A 17937-nucleotide genomic window follows, 5' to 3' on the forward strand; every position below is an offset into this window, starting at 1 on the left:
CACGCTCGTATGGTTCGTCGGACTCGATTCGGTCTTGTCGCAGCAGCAGTCGCGGCCGTCGCTGCGATGGCCTTCTCGCCGGTCGCGCAGGCCCAACCGCCTGCCGACCAGCCGCCTGCACCCACCGAGAACGCGCCTGCACCCGCTCCAGGACCTGTCCCCGTTCCCGTTCTGCAGATTCCCAACCTCGGGGTCACCGTCGGCGGTCTCGTCGTCCCCGACCAGTGGATCGGCACCATCGAGGTGGCCAGCACCGCGACGCCGGGACTGACCCACATCTGGGGCCGCGCCGCCGAGCCGAGGATCTGCACCTCCTACCAGAACTTCGCCAGCCTCCAGGTCGACTTCGTCAACATCGCCAACGGGCGCACCGGGTCGGTCAACGCGCCGATCTGCCAGCAGGGAAACGGGGTGTTCGAGCCCTCGGGCCCGGTGATCGCGGATACCGGCAGCGGTCCGGTTCTGTTCACCGCACACGTCCTGGCCTACGGCATCCTGTTCGACATTCCCGGCGTCGGCGGATTCTCGGCCCCGTAGATGTGAGCCCCCGTGGATGTGAGCTTCCGCAGATGACGAGACGCTTCGCGATGGTCGTGACGGCGACAGCTGTGCTGATCGCCGGATGCGGCGGTTCCGAGGACGACGCTGCGGCACCGGACGACACTGCCCCGACCACCGCTGCCTACGAGCCCGGCCCCTTCTTCGGCGAGTGCGGATCGATCGGCGACGCCGAGGTGCAGTCCGCTTTCGGAGCAGGCCCGTTCGCCCAGATCACCCGCAATTCCGTCGGCTGCCAGTGGGAGACCGCGGGATTCGGCGGCCCGGGCGTGAGCTTTTCCTGGTACCGCGGCAGCCCCATCGGACGCGAACGTGCCGGTTCCGAGCTGATCGGGCGTCCCGCCAAGGACATCGAGATCGACGGCAACCCCGGTTTCGAGGCCGAACAGGGCGCGCTGTGCGAGATCGGCGTGCAGTTCGGAGACGACTTCTTCCACTGGTCCATCACGTACTCCGACGGACCCGCGGCGCGCCCGCCGTGCGACGTCGGAAACGAACTCGCGAAGCTCACAGTGGAGCGCAAGCAATGACGCGCGCCCGCTTCATCGCGGCGGCGTCGACCCTGTTGCTCGTCGCAGGATGCGCCCAGACAGTCGAGGGGACTGCGATACCGGCGGCGAGCTTCACCGGATCCGGTGGCCAAGAATTCACCGAATTGTTGACCGAGTGCGACGCCGTCTCCGACGAACAGATTGCCGAGACCACCGGTGCCGACGCCATCGAGCGGGGCTTCTTCGGGGCCATCTGCCGGTGGGATCTCGTCGGCTCCGCGGGCACGGTGAAGGTGACGTTCAACTGGTTCGAGTCCGGCACCCTGGCGGCCGAGCGGGCCGCCGACGAGAAGATGAACTACACCGTCACCGACACAACTGTGCAGGGCCGCAAGGCAATACAGGCCCAGCGGCCCAACGACGCCGCGTCGTGTGGAGTCTCGGCCGGTGCGGATCGAGACGGCATCTTCGGGTGGTGGGTGCAGTACCAGCCGGACGTCGCCCATCCCGATCCCTGCCAGGCCGCGGCGAAGCTCGCCGACCTCACGCTCAACCTGAGCCGATAGGTTGCGCGCCCGTCCGAGGGGTGTTTTGACCCGAGGCGACGCTGCCGGGTATCGTTATGGGTCGTGTCCGGCCTGGCCGGACCGTTTGTGTGCCTATGCGAGGTACAGCCGTGCGCACGTTCCCTTGAAAGAGCGCGCAACCGGCTGGACGTGTGGGGGTATGCGACACACCCGACCGCGGGGTGCAAGAGACCCGCGGTAGCAGTACTGGAGCAGCAGCAGTACCGGGTGAGGAGCAGTGTTCTCTTGCTCCAACTGCTAGATCCCTGTTTATCGACACGAAGAAAGCCGGTTTATGCCAACGATCAACCAGCTGGTCCGCAAGGGTCGCACCGACAAGGTCGCGAAACTGAAGACCGCTGCCCTCAAGGGCAGTCCACAGCGCCGTGGCGTGTGCACTCGCGTGTACACCACCACCCCCAAGAAGCCGAACTCCGCTCTCCGTAAGGTCGCGCGTGTTCGCCTGACCTCCTCGGTCGAGGTCACCGCGTACATCCCCGGTGAGGGTCACAACCTGCAGGAGCACTCGATGGTGCTCGTTCGCGGTGGTCGTGTGAAGGACCTCCCGGGTGTGCGTTACAAGATCATCCGCGGCTCGCTCGACACCCAGGGTGTCAAGAACCGCAAGCAGGCTCGTAGCCGCTACGGAGCCAAGAAGGAGAAGAGCTGATATGCCACGCAAGGGCCCAGCACCCAAGCGGCCGCTGATCAACGACCCGGTCTACGGATCGCCGTTGGTCACGCAGCTCGTCAACAAGATCCTTCTCGACGGCAAGAAGTCGACCGCAGAGCGCATCGTCTACCAGGCGCTCGAGCAGGCTCGCGAGAAGACCGGCACCGACCCCGTCGTCACGCTCAAGCGTGCACTCGACAACGTCAAGCCGGCCCTCGAGGTTCGCAGCCGTCGTGTCGGTGGCGCCACCTACCAGGTGCCCGTCGAGGTTCGTCCCGGCCGCTCCACCACGCTGGCACTGCGCTGGCTGGTCACCTTCTCGCGCGCTCGTCGTGAGAAGACCATGGTCGAGCGCCTGGCAAACGAGTTGCTCGACGCCAGCAACGGCCTCGGTGCCGCTGTGAAGCGTCGCGAGGACACTCACAAGATGGCCGAAGCCAACAAGGCGTTCGCTCACTACCGCTGGTGATCTCCTCGCTCGGGCGGTATCGGAACTTTCCGATGCCGCCGGAGCGTTGATCAGCTCAGGCATTACCTCTTCCAACACCAAGGCGGGTTAACTCGTGGCACAGGACGTGCTGACCGACCTCAACAAGGTCCGCAACATCGGCATCATGGCCCACATCGATGCCGGCAAGACCACCACTACCGAACGCATCCTCTTCTACACCGGTATCTCCTACAAGATCGGTGAAGTTCACGATGGCGCAGCCACCATGGACTGGATGGAGCAGGAGCAGGAGCGTGGCATCACGATCACCTCTGCTGCCACGACGTGCTTCTGGAACGACAACCAGATCAACATCATCGACACCCCCGGCCACGTCGACTTCACCGTCGAGGTGGAGCGTTCGCTCCGCGTCCTCGACGGTGCTGTCGCAGTGTTCGACGGCAAAGAAGGTGTCGAGCCGCAGTCCGAGCAGGTCTGGCGTCAGGCCGACAAGTACGACGTGCCGCGCATCTGCTTCGTCAACAAGATGGACAAGCTCGGCGCGGACTTCTACTACACCGTGCAGACCATCATCGATCGTCTCGGTGCCAAGCCGCTGGTCATCCAGCTGCCCATCGGCGCGGAGAACGACTTCGAGGGCGTCATCGATCTCGTGCAGATGAAGGCTCTCGTGTGGAGTGGCGAGACCAAGCTCGGTGAGAAGTACGAGATCCAGGAGATCCCGGAACACCTCAAGGAGCGCGCAGACGAGTACCGCACGCAGCTGCTCGAGACCGTGGCCGAGTCCGACGAAGCGCTTCTGGAGAAGCACTTCGGCGGCGAAGAGCTCACGATCGAAGAGATCAAGGGCGCCATCCGCAAGATGACGGTCAACAGCGAGCTGTACCCGATCCTGTGTGGATCCGCGTTCAAGAACAAGGGCGTACAGCCCATGCTCGACGCGGTCATCGACTACCTCCCGTCTCCCCTCGACGTTGCCGAGACCATCGGACACGCCGTCGGCGACGAGGAGAAGGAGATCACTCGCAAGCCGTCCGCAGACGAGCCGTTCGCAGCTCTCGCGTTCAAGATCGCGACTCACCCCTTCTTCGGCAAGCTGACCTACGTCCGGGTGTACTCGGGCAAGGTCGACTCCGGTGCTCAGGTCATCAACTCGACCAAGGGCAAGAAGGAGCGTCTGGGCAAGCTCTTCCAGATGCACTCCAACAAGGAGAACGCGATCGCGACCGCATCTGCCGGTCACATCTACGCCGTCATCGGCCTCAAGGACACCACGACGGGTGACACGCTCTGCGATCCGCAGAACCAGATCATCCTCGAGTCCATGAGCTTTCCGGACCCGGTCATCCAGGTCTCGATCGAGCCGAAGACCAAGTCCGACCAGGAGAAGCTGGGAACAGCAATCCAGAAGCTCGCCGAAGAGGATCCCACCTTCTCGGTGAAGCTGGACGAGGACACCGGCCAGACCGTCATCGGCGGTATGGGCGAGCTGCACCTCGACATCCTCGTCGACCGTATGCGTCGCGAGTTCAAGGTCGAGGCCAACGTCGGCAAGCCGCAGGTCGCGTACCGCGAGACCATCCGCAAGACGGTCGAGAAGCACGACTACACGCACAAGAAGCAGACCGGTGGCTCCGGCCAGTTCGCGAAGGTCATCATCAAGCTCGAGCCTTTCGAGGGCGAAGACGGCGCGACCTACGAGTTCGAGAACAAGGTCAGCGGTGGTCGTGTGCCCAGGGAGTACATCCCCTCGGTCGACGCTGGTGCTCAGGACGCCATGCAGTACGGTGTTCTCGCCGGATACCCCCTGGTCAACGTCAAGGTCACACTGCTCGACGGTGCGTACCACGACGTCGACTCGTCGGAGATGGCCTTCAAGGTCGCCGGCTCACAAGCGTTCAAGGAAGCCGCCCGCAAGGCCAGCCCCGTCATTCTCGAACCCGTCATGGCCGTCGAGGTCATCACGCCCGAGGATTACATGGGTGAGGTCATCGGCGACCTGAACTCCCGCCGTGGTCAGATTCAGGCCATGGAGGAACGCAGCGGTGCCCGTATCGTCAAGGCACTGGTTCCGCTGTCGGAGATGTTCGGCTACATCGGAGACCTTCGGTCGAAGACGCAGGGCCGCGCTAACTACTCCATGGTCTTCGATTCGTACGCAGAAGTTCCCGCGAACGTCTCGAAGGAAATCATCGCGAAGGCGACCGGAGAATAATTCTCTGCCGCTGGACCACGCTCGACCTGTAATAAGAACAACACATACGCGTGCTTGCCCCGCAGGGGTACGCACAGATCAGTCCAGGAGGACACACAGTGGCGAAGGCGAAGTTCGAGCGGACGAAGCCGCACGTCAACATCGGGACCATCGGTCACGTTGACCACGGCAAGACGACGCTGACTGCAGCAATCACCAAGGTTCTGCACGACAAGTTCCCCGACCTCAACGAGGCCTCGGCCTTCGACGAGATCGACAAGGCGCCGGAAGAGAAGGCTCGTGGTATCACGATCAACATCTCCCACGTCGAGTACCAGACCGACAAGCGCCACTACGCGCACGTCGATGCACCGGGTCACGCCGACTACATCAAGAACATGATCACCGGCGCGGCACAGATGGACGGCGCAATCCTGGTCGTGGCAGCAACCGACGGCCCGATGCCGCAGACCCGCGAGCACGTGCTGCTCGCTCGCCAGGTCGGCGTGCCGTACATCCTCGTTGCACTGAACAAGGCCGACATGGTCGACGACGAAGAGATCATCGAACTCGTCGAGATGGAGGTCCGTGAACTTCTTGCTTCGCAGGAGTTCGACGAGGACGCTCCCGTCATCAAGGTTTCCGCTCTGAAGGCACTCGAGGGTGACGAGAAGTGGGCCGAGAGCATCGTCGAGCTCATGCAGGCCGTCGACGATTCCATCCCGGAGCCGGTCCGTGAGACCGACAAGCCGTTCCTCATGCCCGTCGAGGACGTCTTCACCATCACCGGCCGTGGCACCGTGGTCACCGGACGTATCGAGCGCGGCTCGGTCAACGTCAACGAAGAGGTCGAGATCGTCGGCATCCGCCCCGGCTCGACCAAGACCACCGTCACCGGAATCGAAATGTTCCGCAAGCTGCTCGACTCGGGTCAGGCAGGCGACAACGTCGGCCTCCTCGTTCGTGGCATCAAGCGCGAAGACGTCGAGCGTGGACAGGTCATCATCAAGCCGGGCACCACGACTCCCCACACGGAGTTCGAGGGCAACGCGTACATCCTGTCCAAGGACGAGGGCGGCCGCCACACGCCGTTCTTCAACAACTACCGCCCGCAGTTCTACTTCCGTACCACGGACGTAACGGGCGTCGTGACCCTCCCCGAGGGCACCGAGATGGTCATGCCCGGTGACAACACCGAGATGTCCGTCACGCTGATCCAGCCGGTCGCCATGGACGAGGGCCTGCGTTTCGCAATCCGTGAGGGCGGTCGTACCGTCGGAGCCGGTCGCGTCACGAAGATCATCAAGTGATCTAGTTCCACCAGCTGTACCTGAAGCGGCACTCACCCGAAAGGGTGGGTGCCGCTTTTGCGTGCGCCCTCCCTCTCCCCGCGCCGCCCCCTCCCCGTGTGCGTGAATGGACCACTGCACCGCCCAGACGTATGCAATGGTCCATTCACGCGGTCCGAGGTGGCCACCCACAGTGGGTGAATGGACCCTTGTCGCGGTCAGACGTATGCAATGGTCCATTCACGCGTCCGATTCGGGCGCAGACGACCGAAAAATGGGACGCATCGGACGCGGCTGTCCCGTAACGTCACCGCGGTGCTACTGACCGTGACTGCAAATGCCACAACCGATTTCCCGGACGCCTCCGACATCGGGTATTTGTTGCACAAGCACCCCGATCGCGTGTTGAGTCGGAACCTGCCCATGGGTGCCGCCACAGTGCTCTACCCTGAAGTCTCGGCCGAACGCTCGACCATCGCAGTCCTGCTGGACGACGGTGTCGCGTCGGGACTGGCGGTGGCTCTGTCTCGGCTGTTCAAGCAGACGCTCGCAGGCGTGTGCACCGGTAGACCCGAATTGGTCTCGGCTGCAATCGAATTGACGATCGCTTCTCCTGCCGTACCGTCGCGCGGTGCGATCGACCTTGCCTCACGGTTGTTCGGTCCGCTGGGGTGGAACGTCGAGGCGACGGCGATTGAGCTGGACCCGACGCAACCCGATTGGGGCAACTCCGAGTACATCGATCTGGTCCTCACCGGCACGTTCACGCTGCCGGCCGCGTTGCGCCACCTCTACGTTCTGCTGCCTGTTCTCGACGACGGGAAGCACTATTGGGTGGGCGAGGACGAGGCCGACAAACTCGTTCGAGCAGCAGGGGATTGGCTCGGCGATCACCCGGAGTCGTCGTTGATCGCGTCCCGCTATCTGGCGCACCGACGCGAACTGGTCGCGTCGGCTCTGGACCGACTCGTACCCGACGCGCCGCAGGACGACGCGGTGCCCCGTGATCCCACCTTGGCCGAGCAGCGGGTTCGCGCAGTACTGGCGGCGTTGACAGAGACCGGTGCGAAGTCGGTGATCGACCTCGGCTGCGGTGAGGGTCGACTGCTGCGAGAGCTGCTCGCAGACAACACCTTCGAGCGGATCCTCGGTGCCGATGTGAGTGATCGCGCGCTCGCGAAAGCGCACCGACGGCTGCGTCTGGACGATACGTCCGATCGGCAGCGCGCTCGGATCGAACTGGTCCAGTCGTCGGCCACGTACAGGGATGTGCGGTTGCAGGGATTCGACGCGATGGTGCTCATGGAGGTGATCGAGCACGTCGACTTCGATCGGCTTCCGGCGTTGGTGCGGTCGGTGTTTCGTGAGGCACGTCCGCGAACCGTCCTCGTCACCACTCCCAACTCCGACTACAACGTGCTGTACCCGGGGCTGGAACCGGGAACGTTCCGTCACGTCGATCACCGATTCGAGTTCACGCGTGCGCAGTTCGAGCAGTGGGCTGCGTCGGTCGCGAACGAACACACCTACTCAGTACGCGTCGAGGGAATCGGCCCCGTCGACGACATTCACGGCACACCTACCCAGATGGCCGTCTTCACCCGAGAGGAGCAGTCCCCATGAGTACCTTCGACATTCCGGATCTGTCCCTCGTCGTACTCGTCGGCATCAGCGGTTCCGGCAAGTCGTCGTTCGCGGCGCAGCACTTCGGTCCGTACGAGACGGTGTCGAGTGATGCCTGCCGAGGGATGGTGAGCAACGACCCGAATTTGCAGAGCGCAACCAAGGACGCGTTCGCATTGCTGGAATTTCTCGTCGCGATCAGGCTCCGAGCAGGTCTGCTCACCGTCGTAGATGCCACCAACGTCCAGCCGGCTGCGCGCAAGGCGTTGATCGCGCTGGCCCGCGAACACGACGTACTGCCGGTTGCCGTCGTACTCGACGTGCCGGAAGCGTTGTGCGCCCAGCGAAATGCGGACCGAACCGACCGGACGTTTGGCCGAGACGTGCTGCGCCGTCAGCAGTCTCAGCTGCAGCGTTCGATGCGGGGCCTGTCTAAGGAAGGGTTTCGCTCGGTCCATGTTCTCGACGGCGTCGACGCGGTGGCGTCGGCCCAGTTCGTTCGGACGCCGCTGCGTAGTGATCGACGCGAACTGACCGGACCGTTCGACGTCATCGGCGACATTCACGGATGCCTATCCGAGCTCGAAACCCTCCTCGTCGCACTGGGTTACACGATCCAGCGCGACGATTCAGGGCGTCCAGTGGGTGCAACGCCGCCGTGCGGTCGTACGGCTGTGTTCGTCGGTGACTACGTCGATCGCGGGCCCGACTCGGTGGGGGTGCTTCGGCTGGTGATGGGAATGGTCGGAACTGGTGCGGCGCTTGCGGTTCCGGGCAACCACGAGAACAAACTCGTCAAGGCATTGCGAGGCCGAAAGGTGACCGCTTCGCACGGTCTGGCCGAAACCCTCGAACAGCTCGACGCAGAACCCGAAGAGTTCCGCCGTGAGGTACTCGAGTTCTGCGACGGTCTGGTGGCTCACCTCGTGCTCGACGGCGGAAAGTTGGTCGTTGCGCACGCCGGTCTGATCGAGAAGTACCACAACCGGGCGTCGGGCAGGGTTCGAAGCTTTGCTCTGTACGGCGACACCACCGGCGAGACCGACGAATTCGGCCTGCCGGTGCGGTATCCGTGGGCGCAGGACTACCGCGGATCGGCGATGGTGCTCTACGGGCACACCCCCGTGCCGGAAGTGGAGTGGGAGAACAACACTGCGTGCCTCGACACGGGGTGCGTCTTCGGTGGGAAGCTCACGGCGCTGCGGTATCCGGAGCGAGAGGTCGTGTCGGTGCCTGCCGAAAAGGTCTGGTACGAGCCTGTGCGACCGATGGGCGGTTTCACGCGGGATGCGGCGTCGCTCGATCTGTCCGACGTGATCGGGCCGACGGGCGTCGAGACGTCACTGCGTGGGCGAGTGTCGATTCGGGCCGAGAATGCAGCGGGCGCACTGGAAGTGATGAGCAGATTTGCGTTGGCTCCGCAGTGGCTGCACTACCTTCCGCCGACGATGGCACCGAGTAGAACGTCGGCGCGCGAGGGCTACCTCGAGTACCCGACGGAGGCGTTCGACGCATATCGCGCGCTCGGTGCGCCGCGGGTGATCTGCGAGGAGAAGCACATGGGCTCGCGGGTGGTCCTGGTGGTGTGTCGCGATGGCGCTACTGCCACGGCCAAGTTCGGCGCGCCGCAGGGTGCGCTGGGTACCGCGTACACGCGAACGGGTCGTCCGGTCTTCGACGAGACGCTCACCGGGCAGCTCATCTCCAGTGTTTCCGACGCCATCGAACAGGCCGGCGTGTGGGACGAATTGGCCTCGAGCTGGCTCATTCTCGACTGCGAACTGATGCCGTGGTCTGCCAAAGCGGAGGGACTGATCAAAACCGAGTACGCGACGGTCGCTGCCGTATCTCGGGCCGATCTCGAGGCCGAGGCGGCGATACTTGCATCGGCCGGATCGCGAGGTCTGGACGTTTCCGAATTGCAGGGGCGGAACACGGTTCGGCAGAGCAATCTCGGCGAGTTCACCGCTGCGTATCGGCGGTACGTGTGGCCTACGGACGGTGTGAACGGTGTTCGGATTGCACCGTTTCAGATTCTGGCGTCCGATGCCGGCACGTATGCGGAGCGTCCGCACGAGTGGCACCTCGATGTCGCCGACCGGCTGGTGGCGGCCGCTCCCGAGGTGTTCGCCACTACGCGTCGAATCGAGGTCGATCTGTCGTCTCCGGAATCGGTTGCGGCAGCGGAGAAGTGGTGGGAGGAGCTGACGGCAGAGGGAGGCGAGGGCATGGTCGTCAAACCCGCGGCCAACGCTCCGCGCGGAAAGATGCAGCCCGGCATGAAGGTTCGCGGCCGGGAGTACCTGCGGTTGATCTACGGTGCCGACTACACCGACCCGGATCGATTGACTGCGCTGCGCAACCGAAACGTGGGACACAAGCAGTCGATGGCCCTACGGGAATACGCACTGGGAATGGAGGCGCTGGACCGATCGGTGCGAGGTGAGCCGCTCTATCGCATCCACCAGGCCGTGTTCGCCGTCCTGGCATTGGAATCCGAGCCCGTCGACCCGCGGTTGTGAGTGCCTGCGGCAGTGGTGTGGTTATGTGCCCCAGGTGGCACTTATCCGCACCACTGCCGCAGGCACTACTTCGCCGGCGACGCGAATGGACTGATTCCGAGGCTGATCGGTGCCGCGATTGCTGCAGCAACTGCGATCGATGCCCAGAAGGTGGACGAGCCCAGCATCAGTCCGCCTGCGAGTCCGCAGACAACGACCAGAATGCCGCATCCCACCAGTAGGGCCGATCCGACAGCGGCGTGGACGAGTGAGCTTCGTTCACGGATGTGGTGTGCTTTGAGCCAGATCATCGTGCCGGTCGTGACGAATACCAGTGGGGCGTAGAAGTAAACCGAACTCCCGCCCAGTTTCGAGGCGAAGCCGGCAAGTACCAATACCGCTCCGAACGCGACGGAAGCGGCGACGGGCATGCCGCCGGACCATCGCTGAAATTTACTGCGCGTCGGGGCAACCATCTGCTCGACCTTACTGCCGCACGCCCTACTTCCGTTTGTCGACGTGCAATTGGATGCGGGTGGCAACGTACGCACCAGAGAGTGATTCGGCCACGAAGGCTGCACGCGCGTCGGCCAGGGCTGTAAAGGCAACGACATCGAAATCAGCTGCAGCATAGACCGATACTGCGATAGTGGGCATGCCGCGATCGTCGATGGCCGTACCGCGGGCTCGTCGAACGCCGGGGAAATCAGCCAACTCCGCAGCAACGCCCGATGCGATGGCGCTCAGGTCCACGTGTGCCGAGAAGTGCGGTACCTCGATGACGCTCGCTGTTCCGGTGGTCCGTGGCGAGAAGTTGCCGACCAGCAGGAGCAGTGCCACGACGACGGAGACTCCGGCACACACGGCCAGCGCCGGCACCCACCAACCCTGGTCCGGCAACTCCGCGATTCGCGCACGATCGAAGCGAGACAGCGTCTCTCGTGCCCATGGAGCATCGTAGTGCCAGGCAAGAGCAATGATACCTCCCGCGATCAGCGCAACCCCGCCCACGATCGCGAGAAGTCGATCTACACCGGCGACAAGCTTTTTCATCACGCCACCCTCGACGGTGGTGCCACCGACTGCTTCACTGTCAGGCGTCGCCCGTCTGCGGCAACGGACAGCGTCGGCGCGAGCGCCTTCCTCAGAGCGGAGTCGACGTGCTCTGCATCGACGGCCCTGTCACGCTCCACTCGCACCTCGATCTTCCTACGTGTGACGACGGTGTGCGCAGTCGTCACAGCGCCGATGGATTGCGCTGCCGCACTGCATAATCGAGCGATATCGGTGGCCGTGGCCCAGACGGTCGGAGCCGACCCGCCCACACCGGAATGAGTTCTCGTACGAGGCTTGACCCCGATGAACACGAGAAGCAACCCGATGGCGGCGGCACCGACGGCAGCGGCGATCATCCAACTGTGCCAGTGCAATCGGGCTACCCATGAGATGGCGTCGGCGATCCATGGGCTGCCGCCGACGTGCTCGCGCGCGATGAGGAATTCCCTACCGGCGACGAAGGCGACACCGAGGAGTGCGAACCCGAACAGCAGCGCCACCGGCATGGCGGCCGGCCCGGCGGTGGGTGGGCGGGGTGAGATGGCCTGTGATTGTTCGGTGTCCGAGGTATGTAGAAGACCGCTGTCCAGTGTGGTGTCGGATACCAGGACGTTCACCCGATGCACGTGCAAACCGGTCATCGTCGCCAATGCGTGTTCGACGGTTGCGTGCACGGACTCGGTCACCTCGGTGATGCTCGACGGCCACTTCACGCCGATGTAGAGGTTGACGGCCACGGTGTCCTCGCCGAGGGTGACGTCGGCGCGGGGGAGTTCCCGGCCGGTCAGTCTCGAGATACCGCCGGTGGTACGGGTGACCCGAGGATCCTTCAATGCCGCCGCGATGGCGGTCCGTGAAATTGCCCGATCCTTGATCTCGAGGCTGCCACGCATCTCGAGTCCGTCGCTGACGTCGTCGGATCCAGCCTGCGTCATCACCGAGAATCCTTCTGCCGGTCGCGGCTCGCTGTGGTGCGGCTCGCGCTCCCCAACTGTAGTGACGACCGCTAGGAGATGCCGTCACGGGAGTAATTGTTCCTGGCATACTGCGACCGTGTCGGAAATTGTGCGGGTTACTGCGTCGGATATTGCGTCGGCCGAGGAGCTGCTCGAGCCGGTCATGCGCCGGACCCCGGTGGTGGCCTCGAGGATTCTGTCGGATCTGACCGGCCACGAGGTGCGCCTCAAATGCGAGAACCTGCAGCGCACCGGATCGTTCAAGCCGCGAGGGGCATACAACCGCATCGCCAGACTCGACGCCGAACAGCGTGCACGCGGCGTTGTCGCGGCCAGCGCGGGCAACCACGCGCAGGGTGTTGCGTGGGCGGCATCGCAGTTGGGGATCGACTCGACCGTATTCATGCCGGTGGGGGTGTCGTTGCCCAAGCTCGTCGCAACCAAGGCCTACGGTGCGACGGTTCATCTGGTGGGCAACACCGTCGACGAGGCTCTGAAGTCCGCACGAGAGTTCGCCGAACGCACCGGTGCCACGCTCATCCACCCGTTCGACCACCTCGACATCGTCGCAGGGCAGGCGACGCTCGGGACCGAACTGCTGCAGCAGATGCCGGACGTCGGCACCGTCGTGATTCCCACCGGCGGCGGGGGACTGCTGGCAGGCGTCGCAGCGGCGATCAAGCTGACCAAGCCGGATATCAGGATTGTCGGCGTGCAAGCCGAGGGTGCTGCCGCGTGGCCCGCGTCGCTGAAGGCAGGGCACCCGATCGCGTTGGAGTCGATGTCGACGATGGCCGACGGTATCGCGATCGGTCTGCCCGGATCGGTCCCGTTCGATCACGTGCTGGGGTGGGTCGACGACATCGTCACCGTCAGCGAAGACGCGTTGTCCAGAGCGCTCGTGCTGTGCATCGAGCGAGCCAAACTGATCGTGGAACCGGCAGGCGCGGCAGCGGTGGCCGCCTTGATGACCCATTCCGCCGAGGAACTCGGTCTGACCGGCTCGGTATGCGCCATCCTCTCCGGCGGAAACATCGACCCGCTGCTGCTTACTCACGTCATCACCCACGGTCTGCGAGCGGGTGGGCGCTATCTCGCTGTGCGCGTGACCATTTCGGACAAGCCGGGCGGACTCACCGGGGTACTCGGTGTGGTGCGCGACGCCGGTGCCAGTGTCGTCGACGTCGTCCACTCCCGTACGGGCGGACGCCTGGGCCTCGAAGAAGTCGACGTGATGTTGACCGTCGAGACCCGCGGACCCGACCACCGAGGCTCGGTACTCGATGCTCTCGATGCGGCAGGATATGCGGTGCACGTGGAGAGTTAGAAGTACCTGCCATGGAGGTTGTGGGGCGACGAGTGTGCCGCGACACTCCGTTTACCCAACCAGCGCGACCTGAGCTCAGTACTCCTGAAACGCCGGCGCTTGCGCGCGTTGCGCGGCGGCGGCCTGGACGTTCAAGTCTGCACACCAGCTCGGATATACCCGAAACCCACGTTTGCCAGGTCGGTAACCCGAGGTGATGCCGAGCTCGGTGAGATGCACGCCGGTGAACCGAAACACTCCGCGCCGATCATGCTGCTCCACAAAGACAAGTAGGCCCGCAGCAAGGTCATCACCGAACGGCGTCGTGTTCCCCTCGGCGTCCCGCTCCCAGAAGGCTACGAATGCACCCGGCTTGGTCGGGGTGTTACGCGCAGTCCGGATATGCCATGCATCCTCGCCGATCCGGACAATCCCGGACTCGTAGTCCCCGTTCTGCATCTCGGGACTCACCTCAGCGGTCACGCCGACCGCAGCGGAGTATGCCGCGAAGGCATTGAACTGCATGCAGCCACGCTATCTTGCCGAGCCGTCGCACTACGCGGCGAAGTTCGGGAACTAGAAGTACCGCCTGGTGATCAGCTCCAAGAGATTGCCACCAGGATCGAGGAAGTAGACGCCTCGGCCCCCGTGCTCGGTGTTGGTCTCGACGGGTCGGGTGCGTTGTGGGTCGGCCCAGTGTTCGACGCCCCGGTCCACGAACCTCGAGTAGGCGCGGTCGAAAAGCTCGTCGTCGACGAGAAATGCATAGTGTTGCGGGTGGTAATCGAAGGGTGGCTCGGCGAATTGGAGCATCACTCCAGCGTCGAGGGTGATGTTGGTGAACGGTCCCCAAGAGGGTGCCGATGTCGCTTCGAGGACATCGACATAGAACTGTGCGGATTCGTTGCGGTCTGTTGCGGCAATGATGGTGTGATCGAACGTGATCGACATGATCGGATACCTCGTGGATAGGCCCATCTGGGGCGCGGGTCCGATGCTAACGCTGATCGGAGAGACCGGCAATACCCGACTGGTACCTTGATCAGCGACTTGGACCAGGACATCGGTGGGAGATATTTGCATGGCTCGGCTTGTCGCGATCGTCTCCGCTGTTCTGGGAATTCTGCTGACGATTGCGATACCCCTGTTGCCGATCGAGCAGCAGCAGTCGTCCCTGACGTGGCCGCAGAACGGGACTGTCGGCAGTGTCGAGGCGCCGCTCGTCGGCTACACCCCGGTCAGCGTCGACGCGACCGTTCCGTGTGACGCCGCGAATCAGCTTCCCGACGGCGGCCTGTTGGTATCGACGTCGCCCAAGGGATCGCCCGACGCCTATCGCTACGGTCTCGTTGCCGAGGTGACCGGCGGGGACGTGTCGCGACTGAAAGTGACGTTGCGCGATTCCGTTCTCCTCGAAAAGCCGGTCTCGGAACTGACCGACTGCTCGTTGACCATCACCTCGAACAGCACGGCGACCACCGTCGGGCTCAATGGTGCCGACTCTGTGACGCGCGAGGGTGGTGTTCGGCCACAGTTGGTGGGTGTGTTCAGCGATCTTCGGGGCACTGTCGACGGCCTGACGATGACGGCGCAACTCGACAGCCGGTTCTCGTCCACGCCGAGCGCGCTGAAATGGTTCGCGATGATCGTCGGCGTCCTCGCCACGGGCATCTCGTTGTTGGCACTGCACCGTATGGATCTGTCCGACGGCAGGCGGGCCCGACGGTTCCTGCCGCGGCGGTGGTGGACGTTCGGCGTAGCCGATGCTGTGGTGATCGGGACGCTTCTGGTGTGGCACCTCATCGGCGCGAACACCTCCGACGACGGCTACCAGCTGGGCATGGCGCGCACGGCCGATCACGCCGGGTACATGTCCAACTACTACCGCTGGTTCGGTGTGCCCGAGACGCCGTTCGGCACACCGTTGTACGACATGTTCACCCTTCTCTCGCACGTCTCGACCGCCAGTGTCTGGATGCGGCTGCCGACGCTCATCTGCGGCATCGTGGCGTGGCTCGTCATCAGTCGCGAGGTGATTCCGCGGTTCGGAGCCGCGGCACGCGCGTCGAAGACCGCGCTGTGGACCGGTGGCCTGGTGATGCTGGCATTCTGGCTGCCGTACAACAACGGCCTGCGGCCCGAGCCGTTCGTGGCGCTCGGAGTACTGCTCACGTGGTGCTCGGTGGAGCGTTCGATCGCGACCCGCAGGTTGCTGCCGGCTGCGGCAGCAATTCTGATCGCGGCGCTGACAGTGACATGCGCGCCCTCCGGTTTCATCTGCTTCGCGCCGCTGATCGCCGGAGCTCGGCCGGTGCTGCAGATCGTGATCGCTCGCGCCCGGGAATTCGGCAGCACCGCCCGGTCTTTCGGCAATACAGCATGGGGTGTGGCGACGCTGCTCGCCCCGTTGGTCGCGTCGGGCACGGTTGTCCTGGTCTTCGCATTCGGCAACCAGACCGTGGCGGGCATGCTCGAGATGCAGCGAGTGCACACCGCGGCCGGCCCGAGTCGGGTCTGGTTCGACGAGTACCTTCGCTACCAGTGGTTGATGAACATGGACATCGACGGCTCGCTCGCGCGCCGATTCGGGGTGTTCGTCATGATCGTCTCGCTGATCGCGGTGGTCGTCGCGATGCTGCGCAAGGGCGGCAAGATCCCCGGAACCGCAACGGGTCCGGGGAGACGAATCGTCGGCATCACCGTCGGGGCGATGGCACTGATGATGATCACCCCGACCAAGTGGACTCACCACTTCGGTGTCTTCGCAGGTCTTGCGGCATCTGTTGCGGTTCTCGCGGCAGTGGCCACGGGTGCGGCGGTGCTGCGTTCACGGCGCAACCGACTGTTGTTCGCCGCTGCAGTCTCGTTTCTGATGGCCGTGGCGTTCACCGGGACCAACGGCTACTGGTATGTCTCGGCATGGGGAGTTCCGTTCTGGGACAAGCCGATTCTCGTTGCTGGTCTCGGCATTTCGACGATGTTCCTCGGTCTGACCGTGCTGCTGTTGCTCGCGGCCGTCTGGTTCCATCTCCGCGCGCCGTATGTGCGTGTCGACAAGCCGATGGCACGGTGGTGGTCGGTGCCGCCGATTGCGGTCGCGGCGGCGCTGATGGTGCTGCTGGCCGTCGCGTCGATGGCCAAAGGTGCTGTGGCGCAATGGCCGTCGTACTCGATTGCGAAATCGAACCTCTCGGCGCTGGCAGGCAACACGTGCGGTTTGGCGAACGATGTGCTGCTCGAAACCGATCCGAATGCCGATGTGTTGCAACCGGTCAGCGGGGACGCGTTCGCCGCATTCGGTGCAGAGAACGACGGGTTCACCCCGAACGGGGTGGCGGGCGACCTCACCGCAGACAAGGAATCCTCGGCGGCGGGCACCTCGAACACCGTCGACACCGGAGAGCAACAGCAACCGACATCGACCACCGGGGCCGGAACCGGTGGCAGCGCATTGCCGTTCGGGTTGGACCCGGCCGACGTCCCGGTACTCGGCTCGTTCGGATCCGACACGCCTGCGACACTGACCACCGGGTGGTACGCCCTGCCTGCCGAACCCGGCGAGCTGATCTCCATCGCCGCTGCCGGACGCATCCGATCGGTGGATTCCGACGGAGTCGTCACCTACGGACAGAGCCTCGAACTGGAGTACGGCGTCGACGGCCGGGCGCAGGGGCGCGTGACGCCGATCGACATCGGCCCGACGCCGTCGTGGCGCAACCTCCGCGTGCCGATGGACCAGATCCCGGCCGGTGCCGACTCGATTCGGCTCGTGCTCGCCGATACCGATCGCGATCCCGATCAGTGGCTTGCGGTGACTCCGCCGCGAGTCCCGCGCATGAAGACGCTGAACGAGGTTGTCGGCCGCGAGAATCCGGTGCTGTTGGACTGGGAGGTCGGCTTCAATTTCCCTTGCCAGCATCCGTTCGACCACAGACTGGGAGTGGCCGAGGTCCCGAAGTACAGAGTGCTGCCGGACCGCAGCGGTGCCGTCATCACCAACGCCTGGCAGGACCACTTCGGCGGTGGCCCGCTCGGGTGGATCGACATCGTGGCCTCGGCCCGCACCATCCCGTCGTATCTGAAAGACGACTGGGACCGTGACTGGGGGTCGATCGAGCAGTACACCCCGTACGACGAGTCGGCGCAGGCGGCGCAGATCACAGCAGAAGAGGTCCAGCGTTCGGGTCTGTGGACGCCCGGTCCGATCAAGACCGGTTAATCTCTTTGCGTTCGGGAGTCCTTATACCGACAGTGAAAGAAACGGGGAGAGGGC

16 protein-coding genes are annotated in these 17937 nt (G+C 64.2%); 11 read left to right on the forward strand and 5 right to left on the reverse strand.

Going from position 1 to position 17937, the window contains the following annotated elements:
• Window positions 1-9 precede the first annotated feature (9 nt).
• The 9 genes from ACNEOT_RS08255 to ACNEOT_RS08295 all read left to right on the forward strand — a co-directional run bounded on the left by ACNEOT_RS08255 (window position 10) and on the right by ACNEOT_RS08295 (window position 10367).
• Entirely contained in the window at window positions 10-537 is a 528-nt protein-coding gene (locus tag ACNEOT_RS08255) for a hypothetical protein (protein ID WP_415973396.1), read from the forward strand.
• Window positions 538-569: 32 nt separating this feature from the next.
• Window positions 570-1088, forward strand: coding sequence for a DUF3558 domain-containing protein (locus tag ACNEOT_RS08260; protein ID WP_415973397.1), 519 nt, complete (start codon window positions 570-572; stop codon window positions 1086-1088).
• Entirely contained in the window at window positions 1085-1615 is a 531-nt protein-coding gene (locus ACNEOT_RS08265) for a DUF3558 domain-containing protein (protein ID WP_415973398.1), read from the forward strand. Before ACNEOT_RS08260 ends, ACNEOT_RS08265 begins: the two co-directional genes overlap by 4 nt.
• Window positions 1616-1910: 295 nt before the next feature.
• Window positions 1911-2285: a 30S ribosomal protein S12 gene (gene rpsL / locus ACNEOT_RS08270; RefSeq protein ID WP_008714048.1), complete on the forward strand. Its 375-nt coding sequence runs from the start codon at window positions 1911-1913 to the stop codon at window positions 2283-2285.
• Window position 2286: 1 nt separating this feature from the next.
• Window positions 2287-2757: a 30S ribosomal protein S7 gene (rpsG, locus tag ACNEOT_RS08275; protein ID WP_003941856.1), complete on the forward strand. Its 471-nt coding sequence runs from the start codon at window positions 2287-2289 to the stop codon at window positions 2755-2757.
• 94 nt (window positions 2758-2851) lie between these two features.
• On the forward strand, window positions 2852-4954 hold the full coding sequence (fusA, locus tag ACNEOT_RS08280) for an elongation factor G (RefSeq protein WP_415973399.1): 2103 nt from the start codon (window positions 2852-2854) through the stop codon (window positions 4952-4954).
• Window positions 4955-5052: 98 nt separating this feature from the next.
• Window positions 5053-6243, forward strand: a complete 1191-nt coding sequence (gene tuf, locus ACNEOT_RS08285) for an elongation factor Tu (protein ID WP_415973400.1) — start codon at window positions 5053-5055, stop codon at window positions 6241-6243.
• A 306-nt stretch (window positions 6244-6549) separates the two neighbouring features.
• Window positions 6550-7845 (forward strand): 3' terminal RNA ribose 2'-O-methyltransferase Hen1, encoded by a 1296-nt coding sequence (locus ACNEOT_RS08290; RefSeq protein ID WP_415973401.1) that lies wholly within the window; start codon window positions 6550-6552, stop codon window positions 7843-7845.
• The gene (locus ACNEOT_RS08295; protein WP_415973402.1) at window positions 7842-10367 is read left to right on the forward strand and encodes a polynucleotide kinase-phosphatase; all 2526 of its coding nucleotides are present in this window, start codon (window positions 7842-7844) and stop codon (window positions 10365-10367) included. The genes ACNEOT_RS08290 and ACNEOT_RS08295 overlap by 4 nt, the downstream gene beginning before the upstream one ends.
• A gap of 65 nt (window positions 10368-10432) precedes the next feature.
• Here the strand turns inward: ACNEOT_RS08295 and ACNEOT_RS08300 are convergent, their stop codons facing one another.
• Genes ACNEOT_RS08300 through ACNEOT_RS08310 form a run of 3 tightly spaced genes read right to left on the reverse strand, consistent with a single transcriptional unit; the run spans window position 10433 to window position 12337 of the window.
• Window positions 10433-10822, reverse strand: coding sequence for a hypothetical protein (locus ACNEOT_RS08300; protein ID WP_415973403.1), 390 nt, complete (start codon window positions 10820-10822; stop codon window positions 10433-10435).
• 25 nt (window positions 10823-10847) lie between these two features.
• Entirely contained in the window at window positions 10848-11399 is a 552-nt protein-coding gene (locus tag ACNEOT_RS08305) for a hypothetical protein (protein ID WP_415973404.1), read from the reverse strand.
• Window positions 11399-12337, reverse strand: a complete 939-nt coding sequence (locus ACNEOT_RS08310; protein ID WP_415973405.1) for an Asp23/Gls24 family envelope stress response protein — start codon at window positions 12335-12337, stop codon at window positions 11399-11401. The genes ACNEOT_RS08305 and ACNEOT_RS08310 overlap by 1 nt, the downstream gene beginning before the upstream one ends.
• A gap of 184 nt (window positions 12338-12521) precedes the next feature.
• On the opposite strand from ACNEOT_RS08310, the gene ilvA reads away from it, so the two are divergent.
• Entirely contained in the window at window positions 12522-13685 is a 1164-nt protein-coding gene (gene ilvA / locus ACNEOT_RS08315) for a threonine ammonia-lyase (RefSeq protein WP_415973702.1), read from the forward strand.
• A 75-nt stretch (window positions 13686-13760) separates the two neighbouring features.
• On the opposite strand, the gene ACNEOT_RS08320 is transcribed toward ilvA, so the two are convergent.
• Together ACNEOT_RS08320 and ACNEOT_RS08325 are read right to left on the reverse strand one after the other, a co-directional pair.
• The gene (locus ACNEOT_RS08320; protein ID WP_415973406.1) at window positions 13761-14189 is read right to left on the reverse strand and encodes a MepB family protein; all 429 of its coding nucleotides are present in this window, start codon (window positions 14187-14189) and stop codon (window positions 13761-13763) included.
• 51 nt (window positions 14190-14240) lie between these two features.
• Complete coding sequence (locus ACNEOT_RS08325; protein WP_415973407.1) at window positions 14241-14615, reverse strand: VOC family protein; 375 nt, start codon at window positions 14613-14615, stop codon at window positions 14241-14243.
• A 130-nt stretch (window positions 14616-14745) separates the two neighbouring features.
• Between ACNEOT_RS08325 and ACNEOT_RS08330 the strand changes: the two genes are divergently transcribed.
• Window positions 14746-17883: an arabinosyltransferase domain-containing protein gene (locus ACNEOT_RS08330; protein WP_415973408.1), complete on the forward strand. Its 3138-nt coding sequence runs from the start codon at window positions 14746-14748 to the stop codon at window positions 17881-17883.
• The last annotated feature ends 54 nt before the right edge of the window (window positions 17884-17937 follow it).

Source organism: Rhodococcus sp. 077-4 (genome assembly GCF_047782425.1).
GTDB lineage: Bacteria > Actinomycetota > Actinomycetes > Mycobacteriales > Mycobacteriaceae > Rhodococcoides.